20 protein-coding genes and 1 tRNA gene are annotated in these 23929 nt (G+C 62.9%); 11 read left to right on the top strand and 10 right to left on the bottom strand.

Annotated features, from left to right (window positions below; translation table 11 throughout):
- Position 1: 1 nt before the first annotated feature.
- The 3 genes from ACSKB9_RS31375 to ACSKB9_RS31365 all read right to left on the bottom strand — a co-directional run bounded on the left by ACSKB9_RS31375 (position 2) and on the right by ACSKB9_RS31365 (position 3047).
- Complete coding sequence (locus ACSKB9_RS31375; RefSeq protein WP_438077952.1) at positions 2 to 739, bottom strand: SDR family oxidoreductase; 738 nt, start codon at positions 737 to 739, stop codon at positions 2 to 4.
- A gap of 51 nt (positions 740 to 790) precedes the next feature.
- On the bottom strand, positions 791 to 2305 hold the full coding sequence (locus tag ACSKB9_RS31370; protein WP_438077950.1) for a class I adenylate-forming enzyme family protein: 1515 nt from the start codon (positions 2303 to 2305) through the stop codon (positions 791 to 793).
- A gap of 103 nt (positions 2306 to 2408) precedes the next feature.
- Positions 2409 to 3047, bottom strand: coding sequence for a 2-hydroxychromene-2-carboxylate isomerase (locus ACSKB9_RS31365; RefSeq protein WP_438077948.1), 639 nt, complete (start codon positions 3045 to 3047; stop codon positions 2409 to 2411).
- A 205-nt stretch (positions 3048 to 3252) separates the two neighbouring features.
- On the opposite strand from ACSKB9_RS31365, the gene ACSKB9_RS31360 reads away from it, so the two are divergent.
- Positions 3253 to 3765: a winged helix-turn-helix transcriptional regulator gene (locus ACSKB9_RS31360; RefSeq protein WP_438077946.1), complete on the top strand. Its 513-nt coding sequence runs from the start codon at positions 3253 to 3255 to the stop codon at positions 3763 to 3765.
- A gap of 44 nt (positions 3766 to 3809) precedes the next feature.
- On the opposite strand, the gene ACSKB9_RS31355 is transcribed toward ACSKB9_RS31360, so the two are convergent.
- The 3 genes from ACSKB9_RS31355 to ACSKB9_RS31345 form a co-directional block, all read right to left on the bottom strand.
- Positions 3810 to 4241, bottom strand: coding sequence for a nuclear transport factor 2 family protein (locus ACSKB9_RS31355; RefSeq protein WP_438077944.1), 432 nt, complete (start codon positions 4239 to 4241; stop codon positions 3810 to 3812).
- A gap of 79 nt (positions 4242 to 4320) precedes the next feature.
- Positions 4321 to 5364, bottom strand: a complete 1044-nt coding sequence (locus tag ACSKB9_RS31350; RefSeq protein WP_438077942.1) for an alpha/beta fold hydrolase — start codon at positions 5362 to 5364, stop codon at positions 4321 to 4323.
- Between the two features lie 145 nt (positions 5365 to 5509).
- Positions 5510 to 7831: a molybdopterin guanine dinucleotide-containing S/N-oxide reductase gene (locus ACSKB9_RS31345; protein WP_438077940.1), complete on the bottom strand. Its 2322-nt coding sequence runs from the start codon at positions 7829 to 7831 to the stop codon at positions 5510 to 5512.
- 432 nt (positions 7832 to 8263) lie between these two features.
- On the opposite strand from ACSKB9_RS31345, the gene ACSKB9_RS31340 reads away from it, so the two are divergent.
- The 7 genes from ACSKB9_RS31340 (at position 8264) to fabF (ending at position 14839) form a co-directional block, all read left to right on the top strand.
- A complete protein-coding gene (locus tag ACSKB9_RS31340) occupies positions 8264 to 8596 on the top strand; it encodes a hypothetical protein (RefSeq protein ID WP_438077938.1) in 333 nt (110 codons plus the stop codon).
- Positions 8563 to 8925 carry a hypothetical protein gene (locus tag ACSKB9_RS31335; protein WP_438077936.1) on the top strand — a complete coding sequence of 121 codons (363 nt, stop codon included), beginning with the start codon at positions 8563 to 8565 and terminating at the stop codon, positions 8923 to 8925. The genes ACSKB9_RS31340 and ACSKB9_RS31335 overlap by 34 nt, the downstream gene beginning before the upstream one ends.
- Positions 8922 to 9242 carry an HGGxSTG domain-containing protein gene (locus tag ACSKB9_RS31330; RefSeq protein ID WP_438077934.1) on the top strand — a complete coding sequence of 107 codons (321 nt, stop codon included), beginning with the start codon at positions 8922 to 8924 and terminating at the stop codon, positions 9240 to 9242. The genes ACSKB9_RS31335 and ACSKB9_RS31330 overlap by 4 nt, the downstream gene beginning before the upstream one ends.
- A gap of 841 nt (positions 9243 to 10083) precedes the next feature.
- Positions 10084 to 10725, top strand: coding sequence for a TylF/MycF/NovP-related O-methyltransferase (locus tag ACSKB9_RS31325; protein ID WP_438077933.1), 642 nt, complete (start codon positions 10084 to 10086; stop codon positions 10723 to 10725).
- Between the two features lie 6 nt (positions 10726 to 10731).
- Positions 10732 to 12030, top strand: a complete 1299-nt coding sequence (locus ACSKB9_RS31320; protein ID WP_438077931.1) for an MBL fold metallo-hydrolase — start codon at positions 10732 to 10734, stop codon at positions 12028 to 12030.
- A 165-nt stretch (positions 12031 to 12195) separates the two neighbouring features.
- Entirely contained in the window at positions 12196 to 13083 is an 888-nt protein-coding gene (locus ACSKB9_RS31315; RefSeq protein WP_438077929.1) for a hypothetical protein, read from the top strand.
- A gap of 493 nt (positions 13084 to 13576) precedes the next feature.
- Positions 13577 to 14839, top strand: coding sequence for a beta-ketoacyl-ACP synthase II (gene fabF / locus ACSKB9_RS31310; RefSeq protein ID WP_438077927.1), 1263 nt, complete (start codon positions 13577 to 13579; stop codon positions 14837 to 14839).
- Positions 14840 to 14924: 85 nt separating this feature from the next.
- On the opposite strand, the gene ACSKB9_RS31305 is transcribed toward fabF, so the two are convergent.
- The 4 genes from ACSKB9_RS31305 to ACSKB9_RS31290 form a co-directional block, all read right to left on the bottom strand.
- Positions 14925 to 16106 (bottom strand): radical SAM protein, encoded by a 1182-nt coding sequence (locus ACSKB9_RS31305; RefSeq protein WP_438077925.1) that lies wholly within the window; start codon positions 16104 to 16106, stop codon positions 14925 to 14927.
- A gap of 126 nt (positions 16107 to 16232) precedes the next feature.
- Positions 16233 to 16628: a hypothetical protein gene (locus ACSKB9_RS31300; protein WP_229189152.1), complete on the bottom strand. Its 396-nt coding sequence runs from the start codon at positions 16626 to 16628 to the stop codon at positions 16233 to 16235.
- Between the two features lie 533 nt (positions 16629 to 17161).
- Positions 17162 to 19945 (bottom strand): UPF0182 family membrane protein, encoded by a 2784-nt coding sequence (locus ACSKB9_RS31295; RefSeq protein ID WP_438077923.1) that lies wholly within the window; start codon positions 19943 to 19945, stop codon positions 17162 to 17164.
- Positions 19946 to 20161: 216 nt separating this feature from the next.
- A tRNA-Glu gene (locus ACSKB9_RS31290) sits at positions 20162 to 20236 on the bottom strand.
- A 588-nt stretch (positions 20237 to 20824) separates the two neighbouring features.
- Here ACSKB9_RS31290 and ACSKB9_RS31285 point away from each other — a divergent pair.
- From ACSKB9_RS31285 to ACSKB9_RS31275, 3 genes are all read left to right on the top strand, one after another.
- Positions 20825 to 21277, top strand: coding sequence for a (2Fe-2S)-binding protein (locus ACSKB9_RS31285; protein ID WP_028333166.1), 453 nt, complete (start codon positions 20825 to 20827; stop codon positions 21275 to 21277).
- A gap of 1 nt (position 21278) precedes the next feature.
- The gene (locus ACSKB9_RS31280; RefSeq protein WP_438077921.1) at positions 21279 to 23594 is read left to right on the top strand and encodes a molybdopterin cofactor-binding domain-containing protein; all 2316 of its coding nucleotides are present in this window, start codon (positions 21279 to 21281) and stop codon (positions 23592 to 23594) included.
- 61 nt (positions 23595 to 23655) lie between these two features.
- Positions 23656 to 23928: a hypothetical protein gene (locus ACSKB9_RS31275; RefSeq protein ID WP_438077919.1), complete on the top strand. Its 273-nt coding sequence runs from the start codon at positions 23656 to 23658 to the stop codon at positions 23926 to 23928.
- Position 23929 lies beyond the last annotated feature (1 nt).

Here is a 23929-nt window from a genome sequence, read left to right as displayed (position 1 = left end):
CCTACCACTTCTCGCCGAAGGGCCGGATTTCCAACTCGAAGGTCCAGGCGCTCTTCGGCTGCTGATAGAGCTGCCAATAGGCGCCCGCGACCGATGCCGGCGGCATCAAGAGATCGGGATTGTCGAGCGCGTTCGGGCCGAGCGCCTCGATACGGCGCTGCCGGACCCATTCGGTGTCGACGCCGGAATCGATGATCAGATGCGCGACATGGATGTTCTTCGGCCCCAGTTCGCGGGCCATCGCCTGCGCCACGGCACGCAGGCCGAACTTGGCGCTTGCAAAGGCGGCATAGCCGCTGCCGCCGCGGAGTGACGCGGTGGCGCCGGTGAAGAAGATGTTGCCCTCGCCGCGCGGCATCATCAGCCGCGCCGCCTCGCGCCCGGCCAGGAAGCCGGAGTAGCAGGCCATCTCCCAGACCTTGCGGAACACGCGCTCGGTGGTCTCGAGGATCGGGAAATTGACGTTGGCGCCGATATTGAAGATGCAGACTTCAAGCGGCGCATGCTTGTCGGCGTCGTTGAGGAACGCCGTGATCTCCTTCTCCTTGCGCGCATCGAGCGAACGCGCGTGGATCTCGCCGCCCGCGGCCTCGATCTCCTTGACCAGCGGCGCCAGCTTGTCGCCGTTGCGGCGGCCGGCGAAGATCGTAAAGCCTTCGGCGGCGAACTTCTTGGCAATCTCGCCGCCGATGAAATCACCGGCACCAATGACGGCCACCGTCCTGTTTCTCTTCTGCATGGTGTTCTCCGGTCCTGTTTGAGTGAACTGGCTTGCGGCGGCGGCTCGGCCTCAGCCGCGCAGCGACTCCGCCAGCTTGTGCTTCAGCAGCTTGCCCGTCGATGTCGCGGGCAGCGCGTCCATCAGGATAATCTCCGACGGCCGCTTGTACGAGGTGAGTTGCGGGGCAATATGGGCCATCAGGTCCTGCGCGGTGGCGGTCGAGCCCTTGATCAGCTGCACAAAGGCGACCACCTCCTCATTGCCCTCGACCGGCCGGCCGACCACGGCGCACTGCACCACGGCGTCGTGCGTGCTCAGCACCGCCTCGATCTCGGCCGGATAGACGTTGAACCCGGAGCGGATGATCATCTCCTTGGTCCGCCCGACGATGTAGAGCGCATCGTTCTCGAAGCGGGCCAGATCCCCGGTATTGAACCAGCCGTCCGGATCGATCGCCTTGGCGGTCAAATCGGGCGCGCGGTAATAGCCGCGCATCACGTTCGGGCCGCGAACGTGCAGCTCGCCGACTTCCCCTGCCGCAACCGGCTTGAGGTCACGGCCGACCAGTTTTGCCTCGAGGCCCGGCATGACGCTGCCGACCGCATGATCGGCCCGCGGATTGTCGGGCCGGACGCCGGAGATGCCCGGCGAGCATTCGGTGATGCCGTAACCGTTGAGCAGCGGCAGCCCGAGTTCCTGCTCGACCCGTGATTTGAGATCGAGGTCGAGCGGCGCGCCGGCCACCGAGATCACCCGCAACCGGCCGCGATCGAGCTTCGGCAGGCCGGCATTGCGCCGGTATTCGAGCAGACGCTGATAGGTCGCGGGCACGCCGTTCAGGATCGTGATGCCCTCTTCAGTCATCGCCTTGACCAGCGCGGCCGGATCGTATTTCGCCACCAGACGCACGGTGGCGCCGATCATCAGGGTCATGGTCAGCAACGAGATGCCGACGATATGCGAGATCGGCAGCACGCAATACTGCACGTCATCGGCCGCCATCTTTCGGAAGCTTGCCGTCGCCCGGGCGCTGAACAAGAGATTGCGATGGGTCAGCATCACGCCCTTCGGCGTGCCCGTGGTGCCGGAGGTGTAGATGAGAACCGCAACCTGATCGGCGCCGTCGGGCTCGACCGGCTCCGCCACGGTTGCCAGGTTCAAACCGGTGACGGCGATGCCGCGGAGCGGGCCGACATCCTGCACGGCGGCCTCGTAGCGCGCGGCATGTGTAGCCGCCTCCTGCGAGACCTCGGCGGTCAGCAGCACGCGCCGGGCGCCGCTGTGATCCCTGATCTGATCCAGCTCACGCGGCGAGAGCCGCGGATTGACCACGATGGACCAGACATCGAGCCGGCTCGCCGCCAGCAGCAGGCAGGCCAGCGGAATCGAATTCTCGCTCACGATCATCATGCGGTCGCCGGCACGGATGCCGAGTGCCCGCAACGCCTCGGCGACGCGACCGACCGTTCGATCGAGCTCGCGGTAGGTCAGCCGCGTCTTGTCGTCGATCAGCGCCGGGTGATCCGGCGTCGCCCCGACGTGGTGATCGATCACCTCGTGGATGCGGTTCGGCAAGCCTTCCACACTTCCTTCAGCAACTTGTTCAACAACTTGGGTCGACACCTGCACTGAAACCTCCCTGTGGCAGCCCTTTGGGCCTGATTTGTTGTCTCGAGGAACTCCCCGCTCAGGCGGTCTTGCGCTGCGGCGCAGCCAGCTGCGCGACGATCTCGTCCTCGACCTCGCGCAGCTTGTCCTTGCCGAAGAAGATCTCGTCGCCCACAAAGAAGGTCGGCGAGCCAAATGAGCCGCGCGCCACCGCGTTGCTGGTGTTGTCGATCAGCTTCTGCTTCACCTCGTCCTGCTGGGCGCGGGCGATGATGCGGTCGATATCGAGGCCGGAGGACAGGAACGCTTCGCGGAACACCTGCGGATCGTCCATCTTCTTGGGCTCGGACCACATGTGGTGATAGGCGGCGCGAAAGTACGGCTCGAACAGCCCTTCGAAATCGGCAGCGACGACGCCGCGCATCAGCATCAGCGTGTTGACCGGAAAGAACGGGTTGGTCTTGAACGTCGTGATGTTGTGGCGGCGCAGGAAGCGCTCGGTCTCGAGCGCGTTGTATTCGGGCTTGTTCTTGATGCCGCGCAGCGACTCGCCGGGCGACATGTTGCCGGTCGCCTTGTAGACGCCGCCGAGCAGCACCGGGATGTAGTCGAATTTCACGCCGGTGCGCTTCTCGATCCCGGGCAGCGCGAGTTCCGCGAGATAGGCGTTCGGACTTCCAAAATCGAAATGGAATTCGACCTTGAGCGGAGCAGCCATGGAACGCCCTTCCCTTCGAGTGCCAGCGGCACTCAGCCGCCGCGTTAATCGAGCCGAGACCTTAAGTTCTATTTTAGAACTGTCAATATGATATTTGTCATCCAATGACTAAGTCATGGCTGCAAGCGAGGCATCCTATTGAAATTACGTTAGTTCTGTTTTAGAATTTAACGGGTGATGTCGACGCAGACCGCAGGAGATGCTGATGAAATGGGATGCCCTCGAGGAGGAGCCGTGCTCGGTGGCCCGCACGGTGGCTGTCATCGGCGACCGCTGGAGCCTCTTGGTCCTGCGCGAATGTTTCCTGCGCATTCGCAGGTTCGATGACTTCCAGGCATCGCTCGGGATCACGCGGCATTTGCTCGCCGACCGGCTGAAGAAGCTGGTGCGGTTCGGCGTGCTGCGCAAGATCCCGTATCAGGAGGCGCCGAAGCGCTACGAATACATCCTGACGCAGAAGGGTCTCGACCTTTATCCGATCATCATGTCGATCGTGCACTGGGGCAACGTTCACATGGTCGATTCGCGCGGCCGGCCGATGCTGCACGAACACAAGACCTGCAAGAAGATGTTCGATCCCGTCATGGTCTGTTCGGAATGCGGCGAGCCGCTGAGCGCGAAGGCGGTCCACGTGCATCCGGGCCCCGGTGCGCGGAAATCATCACCGGTGCACGGAACGGTGCAGGAGCGGGCCAAGAGGGGCGCGAGGCCCGCCTAGCTCCTGATACCCATCTCAGCGCTGCCGGCGCGAGTTGCCTCGCCTCAAATGATCCCGTGCTTCCTGAGCAGCGCCTGCTCATCGCCCGTCACCCAACCGAATATCGTCGGCTGTGCGCCGTGCGTCTGCACAAGGTAGTGGACGTCGAAATCGATCGTAACATCCGGCTGGCTATCGCGGACGTAGGTTGCCGTCCACGCGACATGGGCCATGCAATGGCCATCATCGATCGTCGAGATTTGCAGATTGCGCATCCGCATCGCCGTGGTTCCGATCGATCGATAGTGGGCATATCCCTGACTCATGGCCTGCATGAGCTTCTCGTCATTCTTCCCCGTCATGATCCCATGCGGGGATGCCGCGATGAACTCGGCGGCATAAAACGAGCGCACCTCGTCCATATTGACGTCGCCAGCAAGAGCCTGCCCGAAGCATCGTTCGTACCGTTCGAATAGCTTCCTTACGCTGGCCGCCATGACTATCTCCCATCGCTGGCGATCGGTGGCGCCCCCGCAGCCGCAGCAGGGCGGGTCGTTCGGCCCATCTCATGCAAGCCTACTTGACCAGCGTCGCGCCGGTCTCCGGATGCTGCAGCCAGCCGAGCAGCGCCTCGTGGAAGCGCGCCGGCGCCTGGATCTGCGGCGAATGGCCGAGATCGGGGAATTCGATCAGCTGCGCATGCGGGATCCGCTTCACGGCCTCCTTGCCCAGCACCGGATAATTGCCGAGCGTCTTGCGGATCTCCGGCGGCGCGGTGTCCTTGCCGATCGCGGTGGTGTCCTTGTCGCCGACAAACAGCAGCGTCGGCGGCTTGATCTGCTCGAACTCGTAGAACACCGGCTGGGTCGCGATCATGTCGTAGAGCCGCGCCGAGCTCGACGCCACGGCGGCGTGGCCCTCTCCGCGATACATGCCGGCCAGCATCTGCACCCACGTCTCGTAGGACGCATCCCAGGTGTCGGCGTAATAGGTGGCGCGCTCATAGGCGCGGATGCTGTCTGCGGTGACGCGCGTCTCGCGCTGCATCCAGCCGTCGAGGCTGAGCCACGGCACGCCCTTGGCCTTCCAGTCTTCCAGGCCGATCGGATCGACCAGCACCAGGTGGTCGGTGGCCTCCGGATACATCAGGGCATAGCGCATCGCCAGCATGCCGCCGGTCGAATGGCCGACCATGATCGAATGCGCGATCCCGAGCGAGGCGAGCAGCGCGCGGCTGTTGCCGGCCAATTGCTGGAAGGTGAACTGATAGCGCTCGGGCTTGCTGGACTTGCAGAAGCCGATCTGGTCGATCGCGATCACGCGATAGCCGGCGCCGCTGAGCGCCTTGATGGTGCCGTCCCAGGTCGCGGCACAGAAATTCTTGCCGTGCAGCAGCACCGCGGTCTGGCCGTTAGGCGTCGACGGCTTGACGTCGAGGTAGGCCATGTCGAGCTCCTGCCCCTGCGAGCTGAAGCGATAATGCTCCACCGGATAGGGATAGTCGAAGCCCTGCAACTCCGGTCCATAGGCCGGCTCGGCGGCCGATTGCGCCCATGCGTTGGACGAACCGAGCGCGACGGTCGCGGCGACGGCAAGGTGAAACAGGGCTTTCAGGTGCATCTCGGCAAATCCAGAACTCGGGGACGATCTCGTGATGCCGTAGCCGAACGCGTGGGCGCCATCCAGCGCCCAGCGATGATTTGTTCGTGATCTCCGCGCAAACGCTACGCGTTTGTCGCGAGGGAACACCGCCTCGGATCATGCTCTAAGCCGGATCGAACGCGCGGATCGGCGGCAGATTGCCGTTGAAGCGCTCGACCTCGACGCTGGTGAGCTGGCCGGTGCAGCCCTGCGCGAAGGATGACGTGCCGATGTCGCGCGTCAGCACGTTCGGATTGCCGTGCACGCAGAGCGGCGCCTCCTCCTCGGGATCCATCGGATCGTACCAGGCGCCGGTCGGCAGCTGCACCACGCCAGGCGCGATGCCGTCGGTGACATGCACCGCGGCGAGGCAGGCGCCGCGCGCGTTGAAGATGCGGATGATGTCGCCGTCGGCAATACCGCGCGGCTTGGCGTCGCGCGGATTCATGCGCGCGACCTCGCGGCCGCGATGCTTGGCGTCTAGTGAATGGCCGCCGAAATCGAGCTGGCTGTGCAGGCGCGTCACCGGCTGGTTGGCGACGAGGAAGCACGGCGCGCCCGGCGTCGGCGTGTCGGTCTTCTCGAGCCAGACCGGATGGCCCGGACAATCGGCATCGCCGTGGCTAGCGATCTTCTGCGAAAAGATCTCGATGCGGCCGCTCGGCGTCGGCAATGGCCGCGCGAGGGGGTCTTCGCGAAAACGGCGCAGCGAGCCGCCGTCGTCGAGATGCTGCGGCACGACCAGACTGCCGCGCGCCCAGAACTCTTCGAAGCTCGGCGCCTCGAGCCCGCGCGCGGCGAGCGCCTTGCGGGTCGGCTCAAAGAGATGTTCCAGCCATTGCCGCGAGGTGCGTCCTTCCGTGAAAGGCTCGCGAGCCCCTAACCGCTCGGCGAGGTCGGCGAAGATCTCGTAGTCGTCGCGGGCGAGGCCGAACGGCTCGGCGATCCGGTGCATCGCGACCATCAAGGGATCGTTGCTGGAATAGCCGATGTCCTCGCGCTCCAGCGTCATGGTCGAGGGCAGCACGATGTCGGCGTGGCGGGCCGTCGCGGTCCAGGCCAGTTCGTGCACCACCAGCGTGTCGAGCCGCGCAAACGCCTTGCGCAGGCGGTTGAGGTCCTGGTGATGGTGGAACGGATTGCCGCCGGCCCAGTAGACGAGGCGGATATCCGGATAGGTGCGCGTCTCGCCATTGTAGCGATAGCTGGTGCCGGGATTGAGCAGCATGTTGGCGATGCGCGCCACCGGAATGAAGTCGGCGACGCCGTTGCGGCCCTGCCCGAGCGTCGGCCCGGGCACCGCGTTGACGCGGCGGCCGTAATAGCCGATCGCGCCGAGCGAATAGGCGTAACCGCCGCCGGGCAGGCCGATCTGGCCGAGCGCCGCCGCCAGCACCATACCCATCCACACCGGCTGCTCGCCATGCTCGGCGCGCTGCAGCGAATGCGACACGGTGATCAGCGCTCTGCGGCCGGCGAGCCGGCGGGCGAGGGCCTCGATCGTGCCGGCATCGATGCCGCAGATCGCCGCGGCCCATTCGGCGCTCTTGGGCTGACCGTCGCTCTCGCCGGTGATATAGCGCAGAAACACCGGCCAGCCCTCGGTGTAGCGATCGAGGAAGGCCTGATCGTGCAGGCCTTCACTGACCAGCGTATGGACGATGCCGAGCATCAGCGCGGTGTCGGTGCCGGGGGTGGCCGTCAGCCATTCGGCGCCGGCCTCGACGGGAAGATCGTCGCGCAGCGGACTGACCAGGACGAACTGGCAGCCGCGGCGGTGCGCCGCCTCCATCGCGCCGCGCTCGACATGCTTGCTGATCGAGCCGCCGGCCACCATCGAGTTCTTCAGCGCCATGCCGCCGAACGCCAGCACGATGTCGGTCTCGGCCGCGATCTGCTCCCAGGTGACGTTGCGCTTGGTGATGTCCTCGTAGCCAGCCAGGATCTGCGGCAGCAGCACCGAGGACGCGCCCGAGGAATAGGTGTTCACCGAGCGGACATAGCCGCCCATGGCGATGTTGAGGAAGCGGTGCACCTGGCTCTGCGCGTGCTGGAAGCGGCCCGCGCTCGACCAGCCGTAGGAGCCGCCGAACACCGCGCCGGGGCCGATCGTGTCGCGGATCCGCGTCAACTCGCCGCCGAGCAAGTCGAGCGCCTGCTCCCAGCTGACCGAGACGAATTCGTCGCGGCCGCGGCGATCGTCCGGACCGGGCCCACGCTCGAGCCAGCCGCAGCGGATCGCAGGCTGCGCGATGCGCGCCTGGTGGCGGAGCGCGCCGGGGAAGTTGTTGATGATGCGGTTCGGATCGGGATCGGCGGCATAGGGCCTGACTTCGAGACCCGCCTTGCCGAGCCGCGCCGAGAACACGCCCCAATGCGAGGTATGCGGCTTGAATCCGTCGGACAGATCGAGGCCGGGATCGGGGTGGCCAGTGGTCTCGCTCATCGATGCTCCTTCATCCCAGGCCGGTTCATCCGAGGCCGGCGCCGCCGCCACGTCTGTCGCAACGTTCCGGTCAGTATAATGATCCAATCGGCGCACGGTACCCGCTAACACGGATCGCACCGTGCCTTGCCGGCATGACTGCGGGCGACGGCGGCGGAACTCCCCGCTGGAGCCGCGCCGCCAAAATATCGAAAACAACCCCATGCAAAGGAGCCGGCGGCCGGCGGCGCTCGAATGGCGACTTGACACGTCGGGCAAATCAGCGGCACACTTCCAATATTCCGAAATCGTGTAACCGCCCCCCTCGCCCGCAACAGCGGGCGCGCGGATGGCGCTTGCCGCCCAAAACCCTCCCACAATCGACATCGCGCCGGCTCCCGCAGCGAGCGATCGTCTGCGCGCTTGCCGCGCGCATTCCAGGGAATACCCGACATGGATACTGCACCCGACATCGCCGTGCCGACGATGCCCCCCGCCCCCGCGCAGACCCAGGCTGCCACACCTCCGCGGATAAAGTTCTCGTCGCACGGCTTCTGCATCGACCATCGTGATCCGGAGCTCGGCGCACAGCTGATGGCGAACGCGCTGGGGGTCGCCGATCGCGACGCGATGGACGGCATCCTGCGGCAATTGGTCAAGGCCAGCGTGAGCGGCGGCAAGCCCTGCGAGGTCAACCTCGCCTTCATGATCTCGATGGTGAGAAGCATCGGTCCGCGGATTCCGTCGAGGCCATGCTGGTGGCGCAGATGGTGTCGGTTCATGTGATGGCGATGCGATGTGCCCATCACCTCGCGCATGCCAAGGACCTCGCCCAGCACGACAGCGCCGCGCGCGCATTGGGCCGGCTCGCCCGCACCTTCCCCGCCCAGATCGACGCGCTGAACCGCCACCGGAGCCATGGCGAACCCGCTATCACCGTGCAGAACGTGAAGGTGGAGGACGGCGGCAACGCCATCGTCGGCAACGTCACGCAGCATGCGAGCGTGATCGTGCCCGACAACAACCCGGCCTCCGCGGCGCGGAATGCGCCGAAGGCAGTGGGCTCGCGGCGGCGGCGGAATTCCGCCGATGCCAGGCGGGACGCACAGGCATGAGCGGCCACATCCAAACGATCGGCCCGATGCTGGCCAGCCGGCGTTGCGGCGCCAGGACCCGCTGCGGCGGCGCGTGCCGCGCGCCGGCGGTGCGCGGCAAGACGCGCTGCCGCATGCACGGCGGCGCAAGGGGATCCGGCGCGCCACGGGCGAACCGGAATGCGCGCAAGCACGGCCTGTTCACTCGGGAAGCGATCGCCGAGCGGCGGCAGATACGGGCGTTGTTGGGAGACGTGCGGAGGATGCTGGAGGGGATGAAGCGATTGCGTTTCGCAAATGGCCGCGCGCCTCAACGACCAATGGGCCGCCGGGTGTGAAACCCCGGTGGCCCATTCCCGCTAAAGCATGATCCGGAAAAGTGCGAAGCGGTTTTCCCTGCGACAAACGCGAAGCGTTTGCGCGGAGATCATGCTCGAGCTAAAGCGCGACGACGATTTAACCTAATCTCATCGCGCTTTAATGGATCATGAGGGCTGCGGCGATGCCGAACGCCGTGAGCGTTGCAACGGCCAAACTCATCAGGGTTATGGCTACAGGCCTCGGCATGACGATCAAACCCGCTGACGCAGTAAAAGGTTGCCGGTTACCGGACATTGCCGCGTTCCGCGAAGACGACAACGCACCCGTAGCGGCCCCGCGAGCAAAGATCCGGATTCCCGGCGGTCAGCGCACGAAGGCCAGGATCAGCGCAATGGTGACCAGCGCGTAAGTGCTGGTGACGGCGATGCCCAAATACAGACGCTCCACTGCGGCCTCCTGACCTCAAGGCGCCGCCCCCGCGCGATCAACCTAGCGCCCGCTCCGGCGCCGGGCAGCTGGAATTCCGGGTCATGGTAAATCTACGGGACCGTCCATCCGGGCTAGCCCCTGTAAGCTGCCGGCGCCAACCCTGTGGGCTCTTTGCATCCGACTGAGGAAGTAACCCTCTCTTTCCAATTGCCGGCCTGTCGGGCTTATCACCGTGCAGAACGTACCAGGCCTTCTTCCGGAGACAATTTCTGCCGTGCGGGAGCAAGACGCTCGCCGAGAGCGCCCCGGTGCCCTAACCGGCGTCGGGCCATTTTTGCTTTAGCCTTAGGGATAAGGAATTTTGCAACGCCAGCGCTTGCCTATCACAAGTTGCGTCTGGTATTTCCGGCTATGTCTCGAAAACGTGAATTGATTGCTAAGTTTCTGCCCCGCGGACTTCCGTTCTCCGAAAGTCTTAACAACAACGCCATTTTTGTTTCAACGCGCCGCGACCGTTTTTCCGATTGTCCGGAACTCCCTGACCGCTCTGCGCTCTTTCGTCACATTGCGCGGATGGTTGATGAGCCGATCGATTATCTGGAGTTCGGCGTTTGGAAAGGTGCATCAATTGACGAATGGCGTCGGCTGAACACTTATCCTGAGAGCCGATTTGTCGGCTTTGATACCTTCTATGGGCTTCCGGAGGACTGGGATCCACAACACCCGGCGGGGACATTCTCGACCAAAGGCGAGATGCCTAAGATCGACGATTCCCGAGTCAGCTTCGTGAAGGGACTGTTCCAGGACACGCTCCGTCCATTCTTGGCAAAGACAGAGGTCACGCGCCGGCTCGTCGTCAACGTGGACTGCGATATCTATTCGGCCACGCTGTTTGTGCTCGGCACCCTCGATAGGCTTTTCAGGCCAGGCACCATCATCGTTTTCGATGATTTCTATTCGATGAATGACGAGTTCAAGGCCTTCTACGACTACGACAGGTCGTTCGGCCGAACATGGTCAGCTATCGGACGGCTTCCGCACTGCATCAAGGCTGCAATTGAAATTAGGTAATTGGCGATGGACAAGATCCGTTGGATCAATCACGCCGGGTTCGAACTGCAAACTGAAGGACTACGGATCGTTTGCGATCCATGGCTGGATGGCCTCGTTTTCAACAAGAGCTGGGCCCTTATCTCGCCGACGAAAATGCAACCGGAAGATTTCAGGGACGTCGATTACCTCTGGCTCAGCCATGAGCATCCCGATCATTTTTCGCCGCCGAGCCTTCGCAGCATACCGCAGGATATCCGCAAGGATATCACCGTTCTGTTTCAGGCATCGGATGGCCGCGTTGCGAAGTTCTGCCGCGATCTCGGCTTCAAAATGGTTCGAGAGCTCAAGGATTGGGAGCGTTGCGAACTCGGCTCCGGTGTTTCTATCACGATCAAGACCGTTGACGATGACTCGCTCTGTCTGATTGAGACGCGGCATCGCCGTTATCTGAACATCAACGATTGCGTGGCTCCGGACGCCAAGGCGCTTCATAGCGCTATCGCGCCCCGCGTCGGAAAGATCGACGTCCTCTTGACGCAATTTTCGTTCGCGAATTGGGCTGGAAATCCTGACGAACCGGAGATTGCGCGCCGGCAAGCTCGCCAGAAGATCGACCAGATTGAAACTCAGCTTGCGATCTATCAGCCTAAGGTCTTCATCCCGTGTGCGAGTTTTGTCTGGTTTTGCAGGGAGGGGAACTTCCACCTCAACGCCAGCGCGAACAAGATTGCGGACGTGTATGCCAGATTTGCTGGGCAGGTCGAGAGCGTCGTTTTGTACCCTGGCGATGAGTATGTCGTCGGTGAGAGCCATGATTCAGCGTCCGCAATAGCTAGATATAGGGACGATGAAGCGAGCCATTCTCGGCCACTTAATATGCGGGACGCGCCGGTTTCGGTCGCTGAACTCAATCTTCTCTCGATTGAGCACCAAAAGAACATGCGCAATAGCAACTGGATGTGGTCCTTACTCCCGTTCCGCATCAGCGGATACATCAAACCGGTTTCGGTCTATCTGACAGACATTGATCGGCGGCTGGTCTATTCGATGTTCACGGACATCCACTGGCTCAGTGGAAACGAGGTGTGTGATATCGAGCTATCGAGCGATGCCATGGCGCAGATGCTTCGGTTTGGCTTCGGGTATGACACCCTCTACATCAGCGGCCGTTTCAAGGAAAACCGGGCTGGAGCTCGCTTCGACCTCAGTAAAAACTTTGTTGTCCTACGCAAAAACGAACGCGGGAAATTCTTTCCCGGTGCGCTGTTTGATTTTTCAGATGCTCTCGGTCGGATTCGAGGCGCGCTTTCGAGAGCAACGTAGTCGGCGAGATCGGCTTTCAAGGTAATGCCGTCACGATCGTTGTGGGGTAGTGTAAAGATGGTTTCGCGTGGACTGACCTTTATTTATGTTGAGTACGGGAATCTCGATCGTCTCTACTTGGAACTGCGGTACAGCTTGGCAACTTTGTTGCACTGGAATGCGTCCTTGGACGTCGTGATCTATACGGACAAACCTGATCGCTATCGCGATCTGCCCGTCAGAATCGTCGAATTGACGACGTCGAAGATCAATGACTTTTCTCGCGGAGGCCTTTATCACCACCGCATCAAACCGTGCGTCCTTTTGGAGGAGATGAAAGGGAATCCGAACTTCTGCGTCATGACGGACACGGATACATTCTTTCAAGACGGATTCTTCGAGAAATTGCGGTCGATGGTGTACGCGGGATCAGTCGCTGTTGACCGCTTCCACGGGCGAAATCCTTTCCCGGCGCTGACTGGCTTCGCGGCCGATCTGCCGAACGCCGGCCTATACCACTATGACACTCAAGTCTCCGTTGAATTTAACAGTGGATTGACCGCGGTCGACCCGGCCAAGCATCGGCCTGTGATCGAGGATTCCATTGCGTTGATCGATGCCGTGCTCGATCAGGGCAAGAAGCTGCTCACGCTGGAACAGATCGCGCTGTCCGAAAGCTTGCGCGTCCACAGAATTCCTGTGACGACGATGTATCCACTCTTCAGGCATTACTATCGCGTTGCGCACAAGCGTTATATGCAGTGGCATATTCGCCGTTGGCATGATGAGCAAAACGGCGTCTTCGTGCCGCAAGCCCCGACCATCCGTTACACCCGCCCTCGCGTTCGCTTCTTCCGGATATGGGCCAGGCTCGAACTCGATGCTGGATTTCCGCCGCCGAAAGGCGCAGGGCGATATGAAGTGGCGGTAACCGCAGAAGGCGCCACGCGCTTTCGGCCTTCGGAAAATCGTTTGGGCATCCGCGGCACCCCATCGCCATCCGGCTTATTGCAGATCGGGCAGGGAGCGCCGGCGCCGCCACAGATGCACGCGTGCGGACCGGTCCAGGACTGATCCGGTGCTTCCCGCAAACCCGGAGGGTGTCGTCACAGAGCATGCATGCTTCACGCAACATGTTCGGGCGACTGCTCGCTGACCTCGGCACGAACGCACACGAGATCGTGGCCGCTATGGGTCAGCTCACTCTTGCTGAAGCTGGGCGATACACGCGCGAACCCGAACATCGGCGCGCGATCGTTAAGCTCAGGACTACAAGGCGAACAGGACTCCGCAGACCCGTTCTGGAAGCTTCGGAAAATCGACAAAAAAGCTTAGAAGGATCAACGCGCGGAGGCCGGCTGGCGCTCCCCCAGGGAATCGCCTCCCGTTTTCGGCCCTGAGACGGCCGCGCCTTAACCGCTCGACAAAGGGACCGTTGAGAGGGAAGCCCCTACCTTGACGCCCGGCCGGTCGAGACAATAGATGACAATCATCATAGAACGACCGACGCCCGGGCAGGTTCGAATCCCAGCCATGCCGGTTCGCACCAGGGCGCCACAGGAGCATCATGCGTCGAATTGTTGTGACGGGCCTGGGGACGGTGTCGCCGCTGGGCTGTGGCACCGAACTGGTGTGGTCGAGGCTGCTGGCGGGGCATTCCGGGCTTACGGCATTGCCGGAATGGGCGGCCGCGCTGCCGGGCCGGGTCGCAGGACAGGTTCCTGACAAGACTGGGGATGCCGAGGGCGGGTTCGATCCCGATTCCGCGGCCCCGCGCAAGGACCAGAAGAAGATGGACCGGTTCATCCTGTTCGCGCTGCTCGCCGCGGCCGAGGCCGTGGCGCAGGCCGGCTGGATGCCGGCCGAGGCGCGTGCGCAGCAGCGCACCGCCACCGTGATCGCATCCGGGATCGGCGGGTTTCCCGCGATCGCGGACGCCGTGCGCACCGCGGAGAAGAGCGGCCTGCGCCGGCTGTCGCCGTTCACCATTCCCTCCTTCCTGGCCAATCTCGCCGCCGGGCACATCACCATCCGCTACGGCTACAAGGGGCCGATCGGCGCGCCGGTGACCGCCTGCGCCGCGAGCGTTCAGGCGATCGGCGACGGCACGCGCCTGATCAGATCAGGCGAAGCCGACATCGCGATCTGCGGCGGCGCGGAAGCCTGCATCGATCCCGTCAGCCTCGGCGGCTTTGCGGCGGCGCGGGCGCTGTCGACGTCGTTCAACGACACGCCGGCCCGGGCGTCGCGGCCGTTCGACCGCGAGCGCGACGGCTTCGTCATGGGCGAAGGCGCAGGTGTCCTCGTCATCGAGGAGCTCGAACACGCGCTTCGGCGCGGCGCGAAGCCGATCGCCGAGCTCGTCGGCTACGGCACGACGGCGGACGCCTATCACATCACCGCTGGTCCCGAAGACGGCGACGGCGCACGGCGGGCGATGGAGGCGGCGCTGCGGCAGGCCGGGCTGCGGCCCGACGAGGTCCAGCATCTCAATGCGCATTCGACATCGACGCCGGTCGGAGATCTCTCCGAGCTCGAGGCGATCAAGCGCGTGTTCGGGCGCGCGGGAGGGATTGCCGTCAGCGCGACCAAGTCGGCGACCGGACATCTGCTCGGGGCCGCCGGCGGCATCGAGGCGATCTTCACGATCCTGGCGCTGCGCGACCAGATCGCGCCGCCCACGCTCAATCTGGAGAACGCCGATTCCGCAGCACAGGGCATCGATCTCGTCGCGAACGTCGCGCGGCGGATGGCGATCGAACACGCGATCTCGAACGGTTTCGGATTTGGCGGCGTCAACGCCAGCCTGGTGTTTCGACGGTGGTCCTGAGGCGGTCGGGCGTTGCGCTCAATGGACAGATACCGCGCGTGCCGCGTCATCTACAAAAGCGGAACTGCCGATTGATTCGAATTGCCTAACCGCCCGCCGCTGCGTTGCGCACGTCAATCCGTTCCCCGTCCTGCTTGCGGACGTAGAGATGACGTTCCAGCACGGATTGCATGTTCTCGAACATCGAATAGAGATCGTCGCAATAAACCGACGGATTGTCGAAGCCGTTCTTCGTGGAGAAGCGGTGCGGAAGGTAACCTCCGCCGCAGGCGTTCATGAACTTGCACTGCCGGCATTTCTCGCAAAGATTGACTGAAGCATCGCGTGCGGCTTTCCAGCGCGGCTCGTTCCTGACGTCGTCGATCGCGTGATCGAAGATGTTGAACCGCGTGTTGGTGAAACCGTCACCCGCAATTCGCAACACGTCGTGGGCCTCCACCGTGCCGTCGGTCATGACCGTGCAAAGCTCGACCGGCTTGTGGCCGACACCTTCGGTCGGCGCGTTGTTGCCGATCAGGGCCGCGACCATGTCGGAAATGATGCGGACATTCGATGTCGGCGTCGTGCGATTGGCTTCCAGCCACAAATCGAAAAGGCCGTTATAGAACGGGGCAATGGGCGACGGCTTCTCGTCCACCGTCGCGTCGGGAATCATGATGTCGTAGTTGGCGATGCCGCACGCCGCGAAAAAATCCGCGTACTCCTGCGGCGCGTAGGCCGGGTTGCAAACCGCGAGGGCGATCACGCCGATGTCGCGCGATACCAGCATGCGGGCGGCGCGTTCCACGGCGGCATGGGTGCCGGTCCCTTGAAACGTCTTGCGGTGAGCGTCGTGAATATGTGCCGGCCCATCGATACTGATCGCCACCGAAATATTGCGGGCCTCGAAGCAGTCGAGCCATTCATCGTCAATCAGGATGCCGTTGGTCGTCACCGCGATCGGGATCTCGCAGCCGGTCCGGGATGAAATGCCCTCGCAGCCCTCCGCAAAACGGTGAAAATTATCGACACCCCAAAGCAGCGGCTCACCGCCGTGGAGGATCACGGGAAAGTCGACGAGGGAGTATCTGGCGACGTGCTGTTCGAGGCGCAGCAACAGCTGTTGCAGCACCTCGGCACTCATCAGCTTGGGCTTGTCATAGACGGCCGCATCGCGAAACCAGTAGCAATAGGAGCAATCGATGTTGCACCTCGCCGCAACCTTGACCAGCAACTGCGTGATCGGCTGCTCCTGGAACGCGACGGAATTTGAAGCGTCAACCGACATGCGGATACCAGCAAGCTGCGATCGGCCTAGATCATGATGCGTTTCTACGGAACCGCATCATGATCTCATCTGTTTGTTTGAGCATGATCTTTCGGAAAACCGGTTTCCACTTTTCCGGATCATGCTCTAGTAGCCTCTGACGAAGCCACCTCGTCGGAACGCGCCTGCTCCGGGATAATATCCGCCGGCCCTGCGAAATGCGCCGGCGCCCGGATAGTAGCCACCGCCTCTGCGAAAGCCGCCCGCATAGGGCCCCCTGGCAAAGGCCCCGCGCCTGAAATAAACCTGAGTTGCCTGAGGCTGGTCGGAAACCACCCCCAGCTGGAAGCCCTGTACGTCTTGAGGGCTCTGTTCTTGCAAGCTCTGTTCTTGAGGGCTCTGTTCCTGAGCGCCCTGTTCCTGAAGGCTCTGCTCGCGCACACCACTCAGCAATGCGTCGATACCCTGATGATCGCTTTCGATTGTCGCACCCGGCCCGTGCAGTTGCAGCAGGCTCGCCAAGACCGTCAGCGTGATCGCCATCGTTGAGCTCCTTTCGCGATATCGCAATCAAACGAAATGTCGGCGCGTGCCTTACGCCGGTCGAGCAACTGAAAGTATAGCAGCGGATTTGCAGCGGAGTCTAGGTATCGCGTCTGATGCTGCGCCGATCAGGTCGCGAGGGGCGAACGACCAGGCGCGCTCTCGCGCGCGCCCGTTCCGAAAGACCTGCGCAATCGTTCACGAATGTGATCGCGGCCAACGGCACCGCAATCTGAATCGGGAGCCGCAGGCATGCGCTCGAAATGGCCGCTTTTGCGTGCCGAAGCGGGTCAGTTCCGGGTTTGCGGATGAGGGCTCGATGGCGCGCCAATCGGAACGAAACTGCGAACTCTTATGTGATTGAAATTGCAATGCGACCTTTAACAATACCCGATTGAGGCGTGCGTCCGCACTCACAATTCCCCGAGCCCATTGGAGCGCGATGACTTTTCTTCGAATCGTCATCCCGCTCTGGCCCTTTGATTTGACACGATCTTTTCGGACAACCGCTACACGCTTTTCCGGATCATGCTCTAGTGACCGGCGGAGCGTCGGTTCATTTCCTCAAGGGGCTCGCGCAGGGCATCGAACTGGGTACCGAAACCTTTCCAGTCTCCCGCCTTCAATCGCTCCATCGCCTGATTGTAGTGATCGAGCGCCTGCCGCGCCGGGCCCGCCGTCCCGCCCGCAGGGGACACCGTTTCCGTTGCGTTTGAAACCGCCGGCACCGCACCGGGCTCCGCGAACAACGCGGCCAGGGCGTCAGCGAGCGTCTCCTTCATCACGACGTGCTCACCGTAGGCCGCGATCACGCGTTTCAGCTCCGGCAGGTGTCCAAGCTCGGCGCGCAAATAGAGCGGCGAGACATAAAGGATCGAGTTCTCGATCGGGATCACCAGCAGGTTCGCACCGCGTATCACCCGCGAGCCCATCTGATTCCACAGCGTGAGTTGTTGCGAGATCTCGGTATTCTGATTGATCCGTGCCTCGATCTGAAACGGCCCGTAGACAAGCTTGTCCTTGGGGAACTCGTAGACAATCAGCTTGCCGTAGTCGGGGGCGTCGCAACGCGCCGCGAGCCAAGCGATCATATTGTCGCGACGGCTCGGTACCATGGGAAGCATCAGGAAGAACTCGGCCTGCGGCTCGCCGGGCAGCCGCATGATGATGTAATAGGGGGTCATCACCGAAGTGCCGTCGCCGCCCGGCTGTCGCGGAAACTGCCAGAAGTCCTCGCGGTTGTAGAATATTTCGGCCTGCTCCATGTGGTAGGTCTGATACAGCCGCGCCTGGATCAGGAACAGATTCTCCGGATAGCGGATATGCTTCTGCAAATCCGCCGGCATGGCCATGAACGGCTTGAACAGGTCCGGGAAGATGCGCTGGTAGGTCGCTGCAATGGTGTCGCTTGGGTCGATCAGGTAAAAATCGACCGTCCCGTTATAGGCATCGACGACAATTTTCACCGAATTCCTGATGTAGTTGAGATCGAGCTCCGGCACGGGCTGCGCTGAGGGGAAATAGGAGCTCGTGGTGTAGGCATCCTGCATCCAGAACAGCCGACCGTTGCTGACGACCAGATAGGGATCATGATCGAGCCTGAGGAATGGGGCGATCGTGCGCACCCGTTCCGTAATGTTGCGCCGGATCATGATCCGGCTGTCGGCCGTGATATAGCTTGAGAGGACCAGATTCGCGTCGTTGAAGTAGTAGGCGAACAGCGTTCTCCATCCCAATGCTCCGATCGGCACACCGCCGCTGCCGTCATAGGCCGCATAGACGTTGTCCTTCCCCTTCGGATAATCGAACTCCGGGATGCTGGCCTTGACGATGACGTAGTCGTCGCTCTCTTCGCCGAAATAGATGCGCGGTTCGTCGATCCTGGGGCCACCGTCGGCAACGGGCGGAATATCGCGCAAATAGAAGAACGGCAGTCCTTCCGTGCTCTTGCGGGTGACCGGGCTCATCACTGCGCCGTTGCCGTGCGTAAACAGCACGTGGCGGTTGACCCAGGTCTGGGCGTTCGCCGGCAGCAGGGAGGCCCGGAGTTCGCGGGCCGAGAGCATCACGCTCTGGTAGGAGCCGTCGAGCCAATAGCGATCGACGTCAAGATCGTGGAATTTGTAATAGGTACGGATCTCCTGCAGCTGCGCGTAGGTATTCGACAGCGGCAGCCAGTCCCACAGCCGGATGTTGTCGATGGTCGCCTTGTTCGCTTCCAGCGTCTTGAAGGTCAGCCTCTGTTCAGCGGCAAACGGCTTGGTTGCGATCCGGTCGAGATTGTAGGCCTGCCTGGTGAGCGCAATGTTGCGTTCGATGTAGGGCTTCTCCAGCTCCAACTCCGTCGGCTTGACGACGAAGTGCCGGAAAAGCGAAGGGACGAGGCTCGACAGCATGACAGAGCCGACGCCGACGAGGATGAACGCGGCGGCAAGAAGCCGGTAGGTGCACGCCCGCAAATTGGCCCATGCGATGAGCGCCGCGATGATCGAAAGCCCGATCATCAACCACAGAGCCGGCAGCCCCAGATGGACATCGGTGTAGCTCGCCCCGACCACGACACCATTGTCGCCGTAGAGCAGCAGATAGCGGTCGAGCCCATAGGACCAGGCTTTCACCGCGAACAGAAGGCCAATCAGCGCCGAGCCATGCGCGATCACGGTCGGCGAAATTGAACGGTTGTGAACATCGTATTCGATGTCGCCGCGCACCCAGTAGATCGCTCCGGCAAACAGCGCGCCCAGGATAATTGTCAGCAGCATCCAGTTCTTGATCGCGATATAGGCGGGTAGCGAAAAGAGATAGAACCCGATGTCCTTGTTGTAGAGCGGATCCTGCGCACCGTAGGGCACGTGGTAGAGAAACTGCAGGAAGATGTTCCAATTGCCGACTTCGCCTGCGGCAACCAGCACGGCGAGCACACCCGCACCGAGCGCGACAAACCGCGGCCGGGCTAATTGGTCGCGCAGTTCTACGAACGGATCGGGCGGCGCCGTAAAACCGGCGACCTTCCCCGGGGCGGCTCGGTTCTGTAGCGGCTGCTGCATGGCAAACAGCACCGCCAGGACTCCGTTCAGCGAGAGGACGACGGTGGTCACCGCGAAGACGGAGAGAAAGACGATTGCCTTGGCGCCGATCGCCGTCAGGAAAACCTGTAGGTAGCCGATCGATGAAAACCACAGCCAATCGACCAGGAAGTCGCTCGCGAACGAGAGCAGGATCAGGCAAATCGTGATGACGATGGCCGCAACGATCAGCCTGACCACGCCACTTTGCCGTGGTCCTTTCCGGCCGGGTCCGGTAATCCCGATCGTCATGGCTTCATCATAGCGGAAACGAGGGACGCCCGCCGCTTGTTTCGTGGTGGGGATTGCCCGCCAAGGCGCGATGAGGGCTCGAAGATGCGTCACCGGGACCCAAATGAGCACAAGGCGGCAACTGCTCAGGCGGCCGGCGTGATCAATCAGTCGTCGAGCAGGAAAGCTCCCAGCGAATGGAGCCGTATCGTAAAATGTCGTGGAATAGCGAACATTTGGCGCTCCCTAGGGGAATCGAACCCCTGTTTCAGCCTTGAGAGGGCCGCGTCCTAACCGCTAGACGAAGGGAGCGTTGAGAGGCAAGGCAATAGCCTTGAAATCCGGCCGCCGCAAGATGCCTTGTGCATTGCGGCGGGGATTTTGTCACGCATGCTTTACGAACGCCCCCGGGGGCATCCGCCGCCATCCCGCTGGATTCCGGGTTCATCGCCGCGCGATGCCCTCAGGTGCGCAAAAAATTGCGCACCGGGAAGACGGTGCCGGGCGAGATGCCGCGCGTGGCTTGCCCGAGTGCGTCGCACCTGCACGCTACAGTGGCACCGCCCGCGCGATTGCATGATGGCCACCCTGAGATGTCATGTCGTCGTCGTGCACGGCCCTGCTTTCGCCAAATGGCAATGCAAAACACTTGGCTGTGAAGTCACCCGGCGTCCGTCTCTGCTAACATCGCAGCCCTTCACCATGCTGCGCCCCGCACGGCGCCGGACAAGCGAGAGGAGTGCTTGGAACAAAGCGCAAGCGCTTGACGGCCTTGGCGCACGGCAGATTTGGCTCACGAATATCTTGGCACAACAAACATCAGCGCGGTCGCAGGCCATGGAAGACGTTCCGCACCTCGCGCCGCACAGGTCAATAGCTTAAGCAGAGCGAGGACAGACCATGATCAAACTAAAAATCAACGGCCAGGAACAGAATTGGGACGGCGACCCGGATCTTTCGCTGCTCTGGTATCTCCGTGACGAAGCAGGCCTCACGGGCACCAAGTTCGGCTGCGGCCAGGCGCTGTGCGGCGCCTGCACCGTGATCGTCGACAAGGAGGCGGTTCGCGCCTGCATCACCTCGGTGTCCGACGTCGTCGGCCGCGAGGTCACCACCATCGAGGGGCTGCATCCGACCGGCGACCATCCGGTGCAGAAGGCCTGGCGCCAGGTCAACGTGCCGCAGTGCGGCTACTGCCAGGCCGGCCAGATCATGCAGGCCGCGGCGCTGCTGGACCAGAACCCGAAGCCCAGCCACGACCAGATCCGCGAAGCCATGGCGGGCAATATCTGCCGCTGCGGCTGCTACCAGCGGATCGAGAATGCCGTCCATCTCGCATCGACGGGGGTGTGACATGAATATCCGCACCAATCCCAGCAAGCTTCGCGGCTTCGAGAAGCACGTGAAGGTCGAGAACGTTTCGCGCCGCAGCATCCTCAAGGGGCTCGGCATCGCCGGCTCATTCGTGCTCGCCGCGCCCGTGATGACGCGCCAGGCGTTCGCCTATGAAACCGGCGCCGGCAAGATGCCGCACGGCGTCGTGGTCGACCCGCGCGTGTTCGTCGCGATCGCCCCCGACGGCATCGTCACCATCCTGGCGCACCGCTCCGAGATGGGCACCGGCGTGCGCACCAGCCTGCCCTTGATCGTCGCCGAGGAAATGGAGGCCGACTGGTCGCGCGTCCATGTCCAACAGGCGCATGGCGACGAGGCCAAGTTCGGCAACCAGGACACCGACGGCTCGCGCAGCACGCGGCACTATCTGATCCCGATGCGCCAGATCGGCGCCTCGGCGCGCTCGATGCTGGAAGCCGCCGCCGCCAAGAAATGGGGCGTGCCGGTGACCGAGGTGAAGGCGCAGAACCACGAAGTGGTGCACAGCGCGAGCGGCCGCAAGGCAGGCTTCGGCGAACTCGCGGCCGACGCCGCAAAGGAGTCGGTGCCGAGCGTCGAGGGCCTCAAGCTGAAGGACCCCAAGGACTTCCGCTATCTCGGCAAAGGCCAGGTCTCGATCGTCGACCTGCACGACATCACCACCGGCAAGGCGAATTATGGCGCCGATGTCCGCCTGCCCGGCCTGAAATACGCCGTCATCGCGCGTCCGCCGGTCACCGGCGGCAAGCTCAAGTCGTTCGACGACAGTGCGGCCAAGAAGGTGCCGGGCGTCGAGAAGGTGATGGAGGTCAAGGGCTGGCCCTGGCCGTCCAAGTTCCAGCCACTCGGCGGCGTGGCCGTGATCGCGCGCAACACGGGAGCAGCGATCAAGGGCCGCGACGCGCTGAAGATCGTCTGGGACGACGGCGCCAACGCCAAATACGACTCCATCACCTATCGTGCCTCGCTCGAGGAAGCCGCGCGCAAGCCCGGCCTCGTGGTGCGCAAGGAAGGCGACGCCGATGCGGCCCTGAAGAGCGCCGACAAGGTGATAACGGGCGAATACTATCTGCCGCATCTCGCCCATGTCAGCATGGAGCCGCCGGTCGCGGTTGCCGACGTCAAGGGCGACAAGGCCACGATCTGGGCGCCGGTGCAGAGCCCCGGCGGCACCCGCGAGGACGTCGCCAAGACGCTCGGGATTCCCGAGGACAATGTCACCGTCAACGTGACGCTGCTCGGCGGCGGCTTCGGCCGCAAGTCGAAATGCGACTTCGCGCTCGAGGCGGCATTGCTGTCGAAGGAGCTCGGCGCGCCGGTCAAGGTGCAGTGGACGCGCGAGGACGACGTCCATCACGACTTCCTGCACACCGTCTCCGTGGAACGGATCGAGGCCGGTCTCGACAAGAGCGGCAAGGTGATTGCGTGGCGGCACCGCAGCGTGGCGCCGACCATCGCCTCGACCTTCGCCGCCGGCGCCAATCACGAAGCGCCATTCGAGCTTGGCATGGGCCTGATCGACAACCCGTTCGAGATCGCCAACCTGCAGTGCGAGAATCCGGAAGCGGCCGCGTTCACGCGGATCGGCTGGTTCCGCTCGGTCTCCAACATCCCGCGCGCCTTCGCGGTGCAATCCATGGTCGGGGAAATCGCCCATGCGACGGGCCGCGATCAGAAGGAGATGCTGCTGGAGCTGATCGGAAGCCCGCGGATCGTCAACCTGTCCTCGGTGAAGGATCCCTGGAACTACGGCGAGCCCTATGACAGCTACCCGATCGACACCGCGCGCTTGCGCAAGGTGGTCGAGCTGGTCGCCGAGAAGGGCGAGTGGGGCCGCAAGGTGCCGAAGGGCCACGGCCTCGGCATCGCGGTGCACCGCTCGTTCGTCAGTTACATCGCGACCATCGTCGAGGTGGCTGTCGACGACAAGGGCAAGTTCTCGGTGCCGCGGGTCGACACCGCGATCGATTGCGGCACTTACGTCAATCCGGAACGGATCCACTCGCAGATCGAGGGTGCCGCGATCATGGGGCTGAGTCTCGCGAAATACGGCGAGATCAGCTTCAAGGACGGCAAGGTGCAGCAGGGCAATTTCGACGACTTCCCGGTGATCCGGATGGACGAGTCACCTGTGATCACCAACGTCTACATCGTGCCGCCCGGCGCCGACACCCCGCCGAGCGGCGTCGGCGAGCCCGGCGTGCCGCCGTTCGCGCCGGCACTGATCAACGCGATCTTTGCCGCGACCGGAAAGCGCATCCGCGCCCTTCCGATCGGCAAGCAGCTGGAGACCTGACGCTGGAACGTTAGACGAGACGGGCCGTTCTCATCGATCGCGCTTTAGAGGAAGCAGATCGATGAGAACCTCGCCTCAGACATTCGGGACGCTCGCGGCAGCTTTGTCCGCGGGCGTCTTTCTTTTTGCGACACAGGCTGCACTCGCGCAAACCGCCTCGCCGCCAAACGCAACGGCGACGCGTCCGGCGCGGGTGCTGCCCGACCAGAACTCGGTTCCAAGCAGCGGCCCGCCAGCGACCACCGGCCAGACCACCGGCGAGGCCAGCCGCGATCCCACGATCAAGCAGATGAACGACGACGAGAAGCGGAAGGTCGATACCAAGGGCAAATAAA

Origin of the sequence: Bradyrhizobium sp. BR 1433, assembly GCF_051547665.1 — a bacterium.
GTDB lineage: Bacteria > Pseudomonadota > Alphaproteobacteria > Rhizobiales > Xanthobacteraceae > Bradyrhizobium > Bradyrhizobium australafricanum.
The sequence above is the reverse complement of the archived record's forward strand: the minus strand, read 5'-3'. Positions and strand labels throughout refer to the sequence as shown.

What these genes read in the sequence shown, in the direction of transcription:
- ACSKB9_RS31285 (WP_028333166.1), top strand. Translation starts at nt 20,825, where the DNA reads ATGATCAAACTAAAAATCAACGGCCAGGAACAGAATTGGGACGGCGAC.
- ACSKB9_RS31300 (WP_229189152.1), bottom strand. Translation starts at nt 16,628, where the DNA reads ATGGCGATCACGCTGACGGTCTTGGCGAGCCTGCTGCAACTGCACGGG.
- ACSKB9_RS31305 (WP_438077925.1), bottom strand. Translation starts at nt 16,106, where the DNA reads ATGTCGGTTGACGCTTCAAATTCCGTCGCGTTCCAGGAGCAGCCGATC.
- ACSKB9_RS31320 (WP_438077931.1), top strand. Translation starts at nt 10,732, where the DNA reads ATGGACAAGATCCGTTGGATCAATCACGCCGGGTTCGAACTGCAAACT.
- ACSKB9_RS31360 (WP_438077946.1), top strand. Translation starts at nt 3,253, where the DNA reads ATGAAATGGGATGCCCTCGAGGAGGAGCCGTGCTCGGTGGCCCGCACG.
- ACSKB9_RS31345 (WP_438077940.1), bottom strand. Translation starts at nt 7,831, where the DNA reads ATGAGCGAGACCACTGGCCACCCCGATCCCGGCCTCGATCTGTCCGAC.
- ACSKB9_RS31355 (WP_438077944.1), bottom strand. Translation starts at nt 4,241, where the DNA reads ATGGCGGCCAGCGTAAGGAAGCTATTCGAACGGTACGAACGATGCTTC.
- ACSKB9_RS31335 (WP_438077936.1), top strand. Translation starts at nt 8,563, where the DNA reads ATGCTGGTGGCGCAGATGGTGTCGGTTCATGTGATGGCGATGCGATGT.
- ACSKB9_RS31375 (WP_438077952.1), bottom strand. Translation starts at nt 739, where the DNA reads ATGCAGAAGAGAAACAGGACGGTGGCCGTCATTGGTGCCGGTGATTTC.
- ACSKB9_RS31340 (WP_438077938.1), top strand. Translation starts at nt 8,264, where the DNA reads ATGGATACTGCACCCGACATCGCCGTGCCGACGATGCCCCCCGCCCCC.
- ACSKB9_RS31280 (WP_438077921.1), top strand. Translation starts at nt 21,279, where the DNA reads ATGAATATCCGCACCAATCCCAGCAAGCTTCGCGGCTTCGAGAAGCAC.
- fabF (WP_438077927.1), top strand. Translation starts at nt 13,577, where the DNA reads ATGCGTCGAATTGTTGTGACGGGCCTGGGGACGGTGTCGCCGCTGGGC.
- ACSKB9_RS31330 (WP_438077934.1), top strand. Translation starts at nt 8,922, where the DNA reads ATGAGCGGCCACATCCAAACGATCGGCCCGATGCTGGCCAGCCGGCGT.
- ACSKB9_RS31275 (WP_438077919.1), top strand. Translation starts at nt 23,656, where the DNA reads ATGAGAACCTCGCCTCAGACATTCGGGACGCTCGCGGCAGCTTTGTCC.
- ACSKB9_RS31365 (WP_438077948.1), bottom strand. Translation starts at nt 3,047, where the DNA reads ATGGCTGCTCCGCTCAAGGTCGAATTCCATTTCGATTTTGGAAGTCCG.
- ACSKB9_RS31350 (WP_438077942.1), bottom strand. Translation starts at nt 5,364, where the DNA reads ATGCACCTGAAAGCCCTGTTTCACCTTGCCGTCGCCGCGACCGTCGCG.
- ACSKB9_RS31295 (WP_438077923.1), bottom strand. Translation starts at nt 19,945, where the DNA reads ATGACGATCGGGATTACCGGACCCGGCCGGAAAGGACCACGGCAAAGT.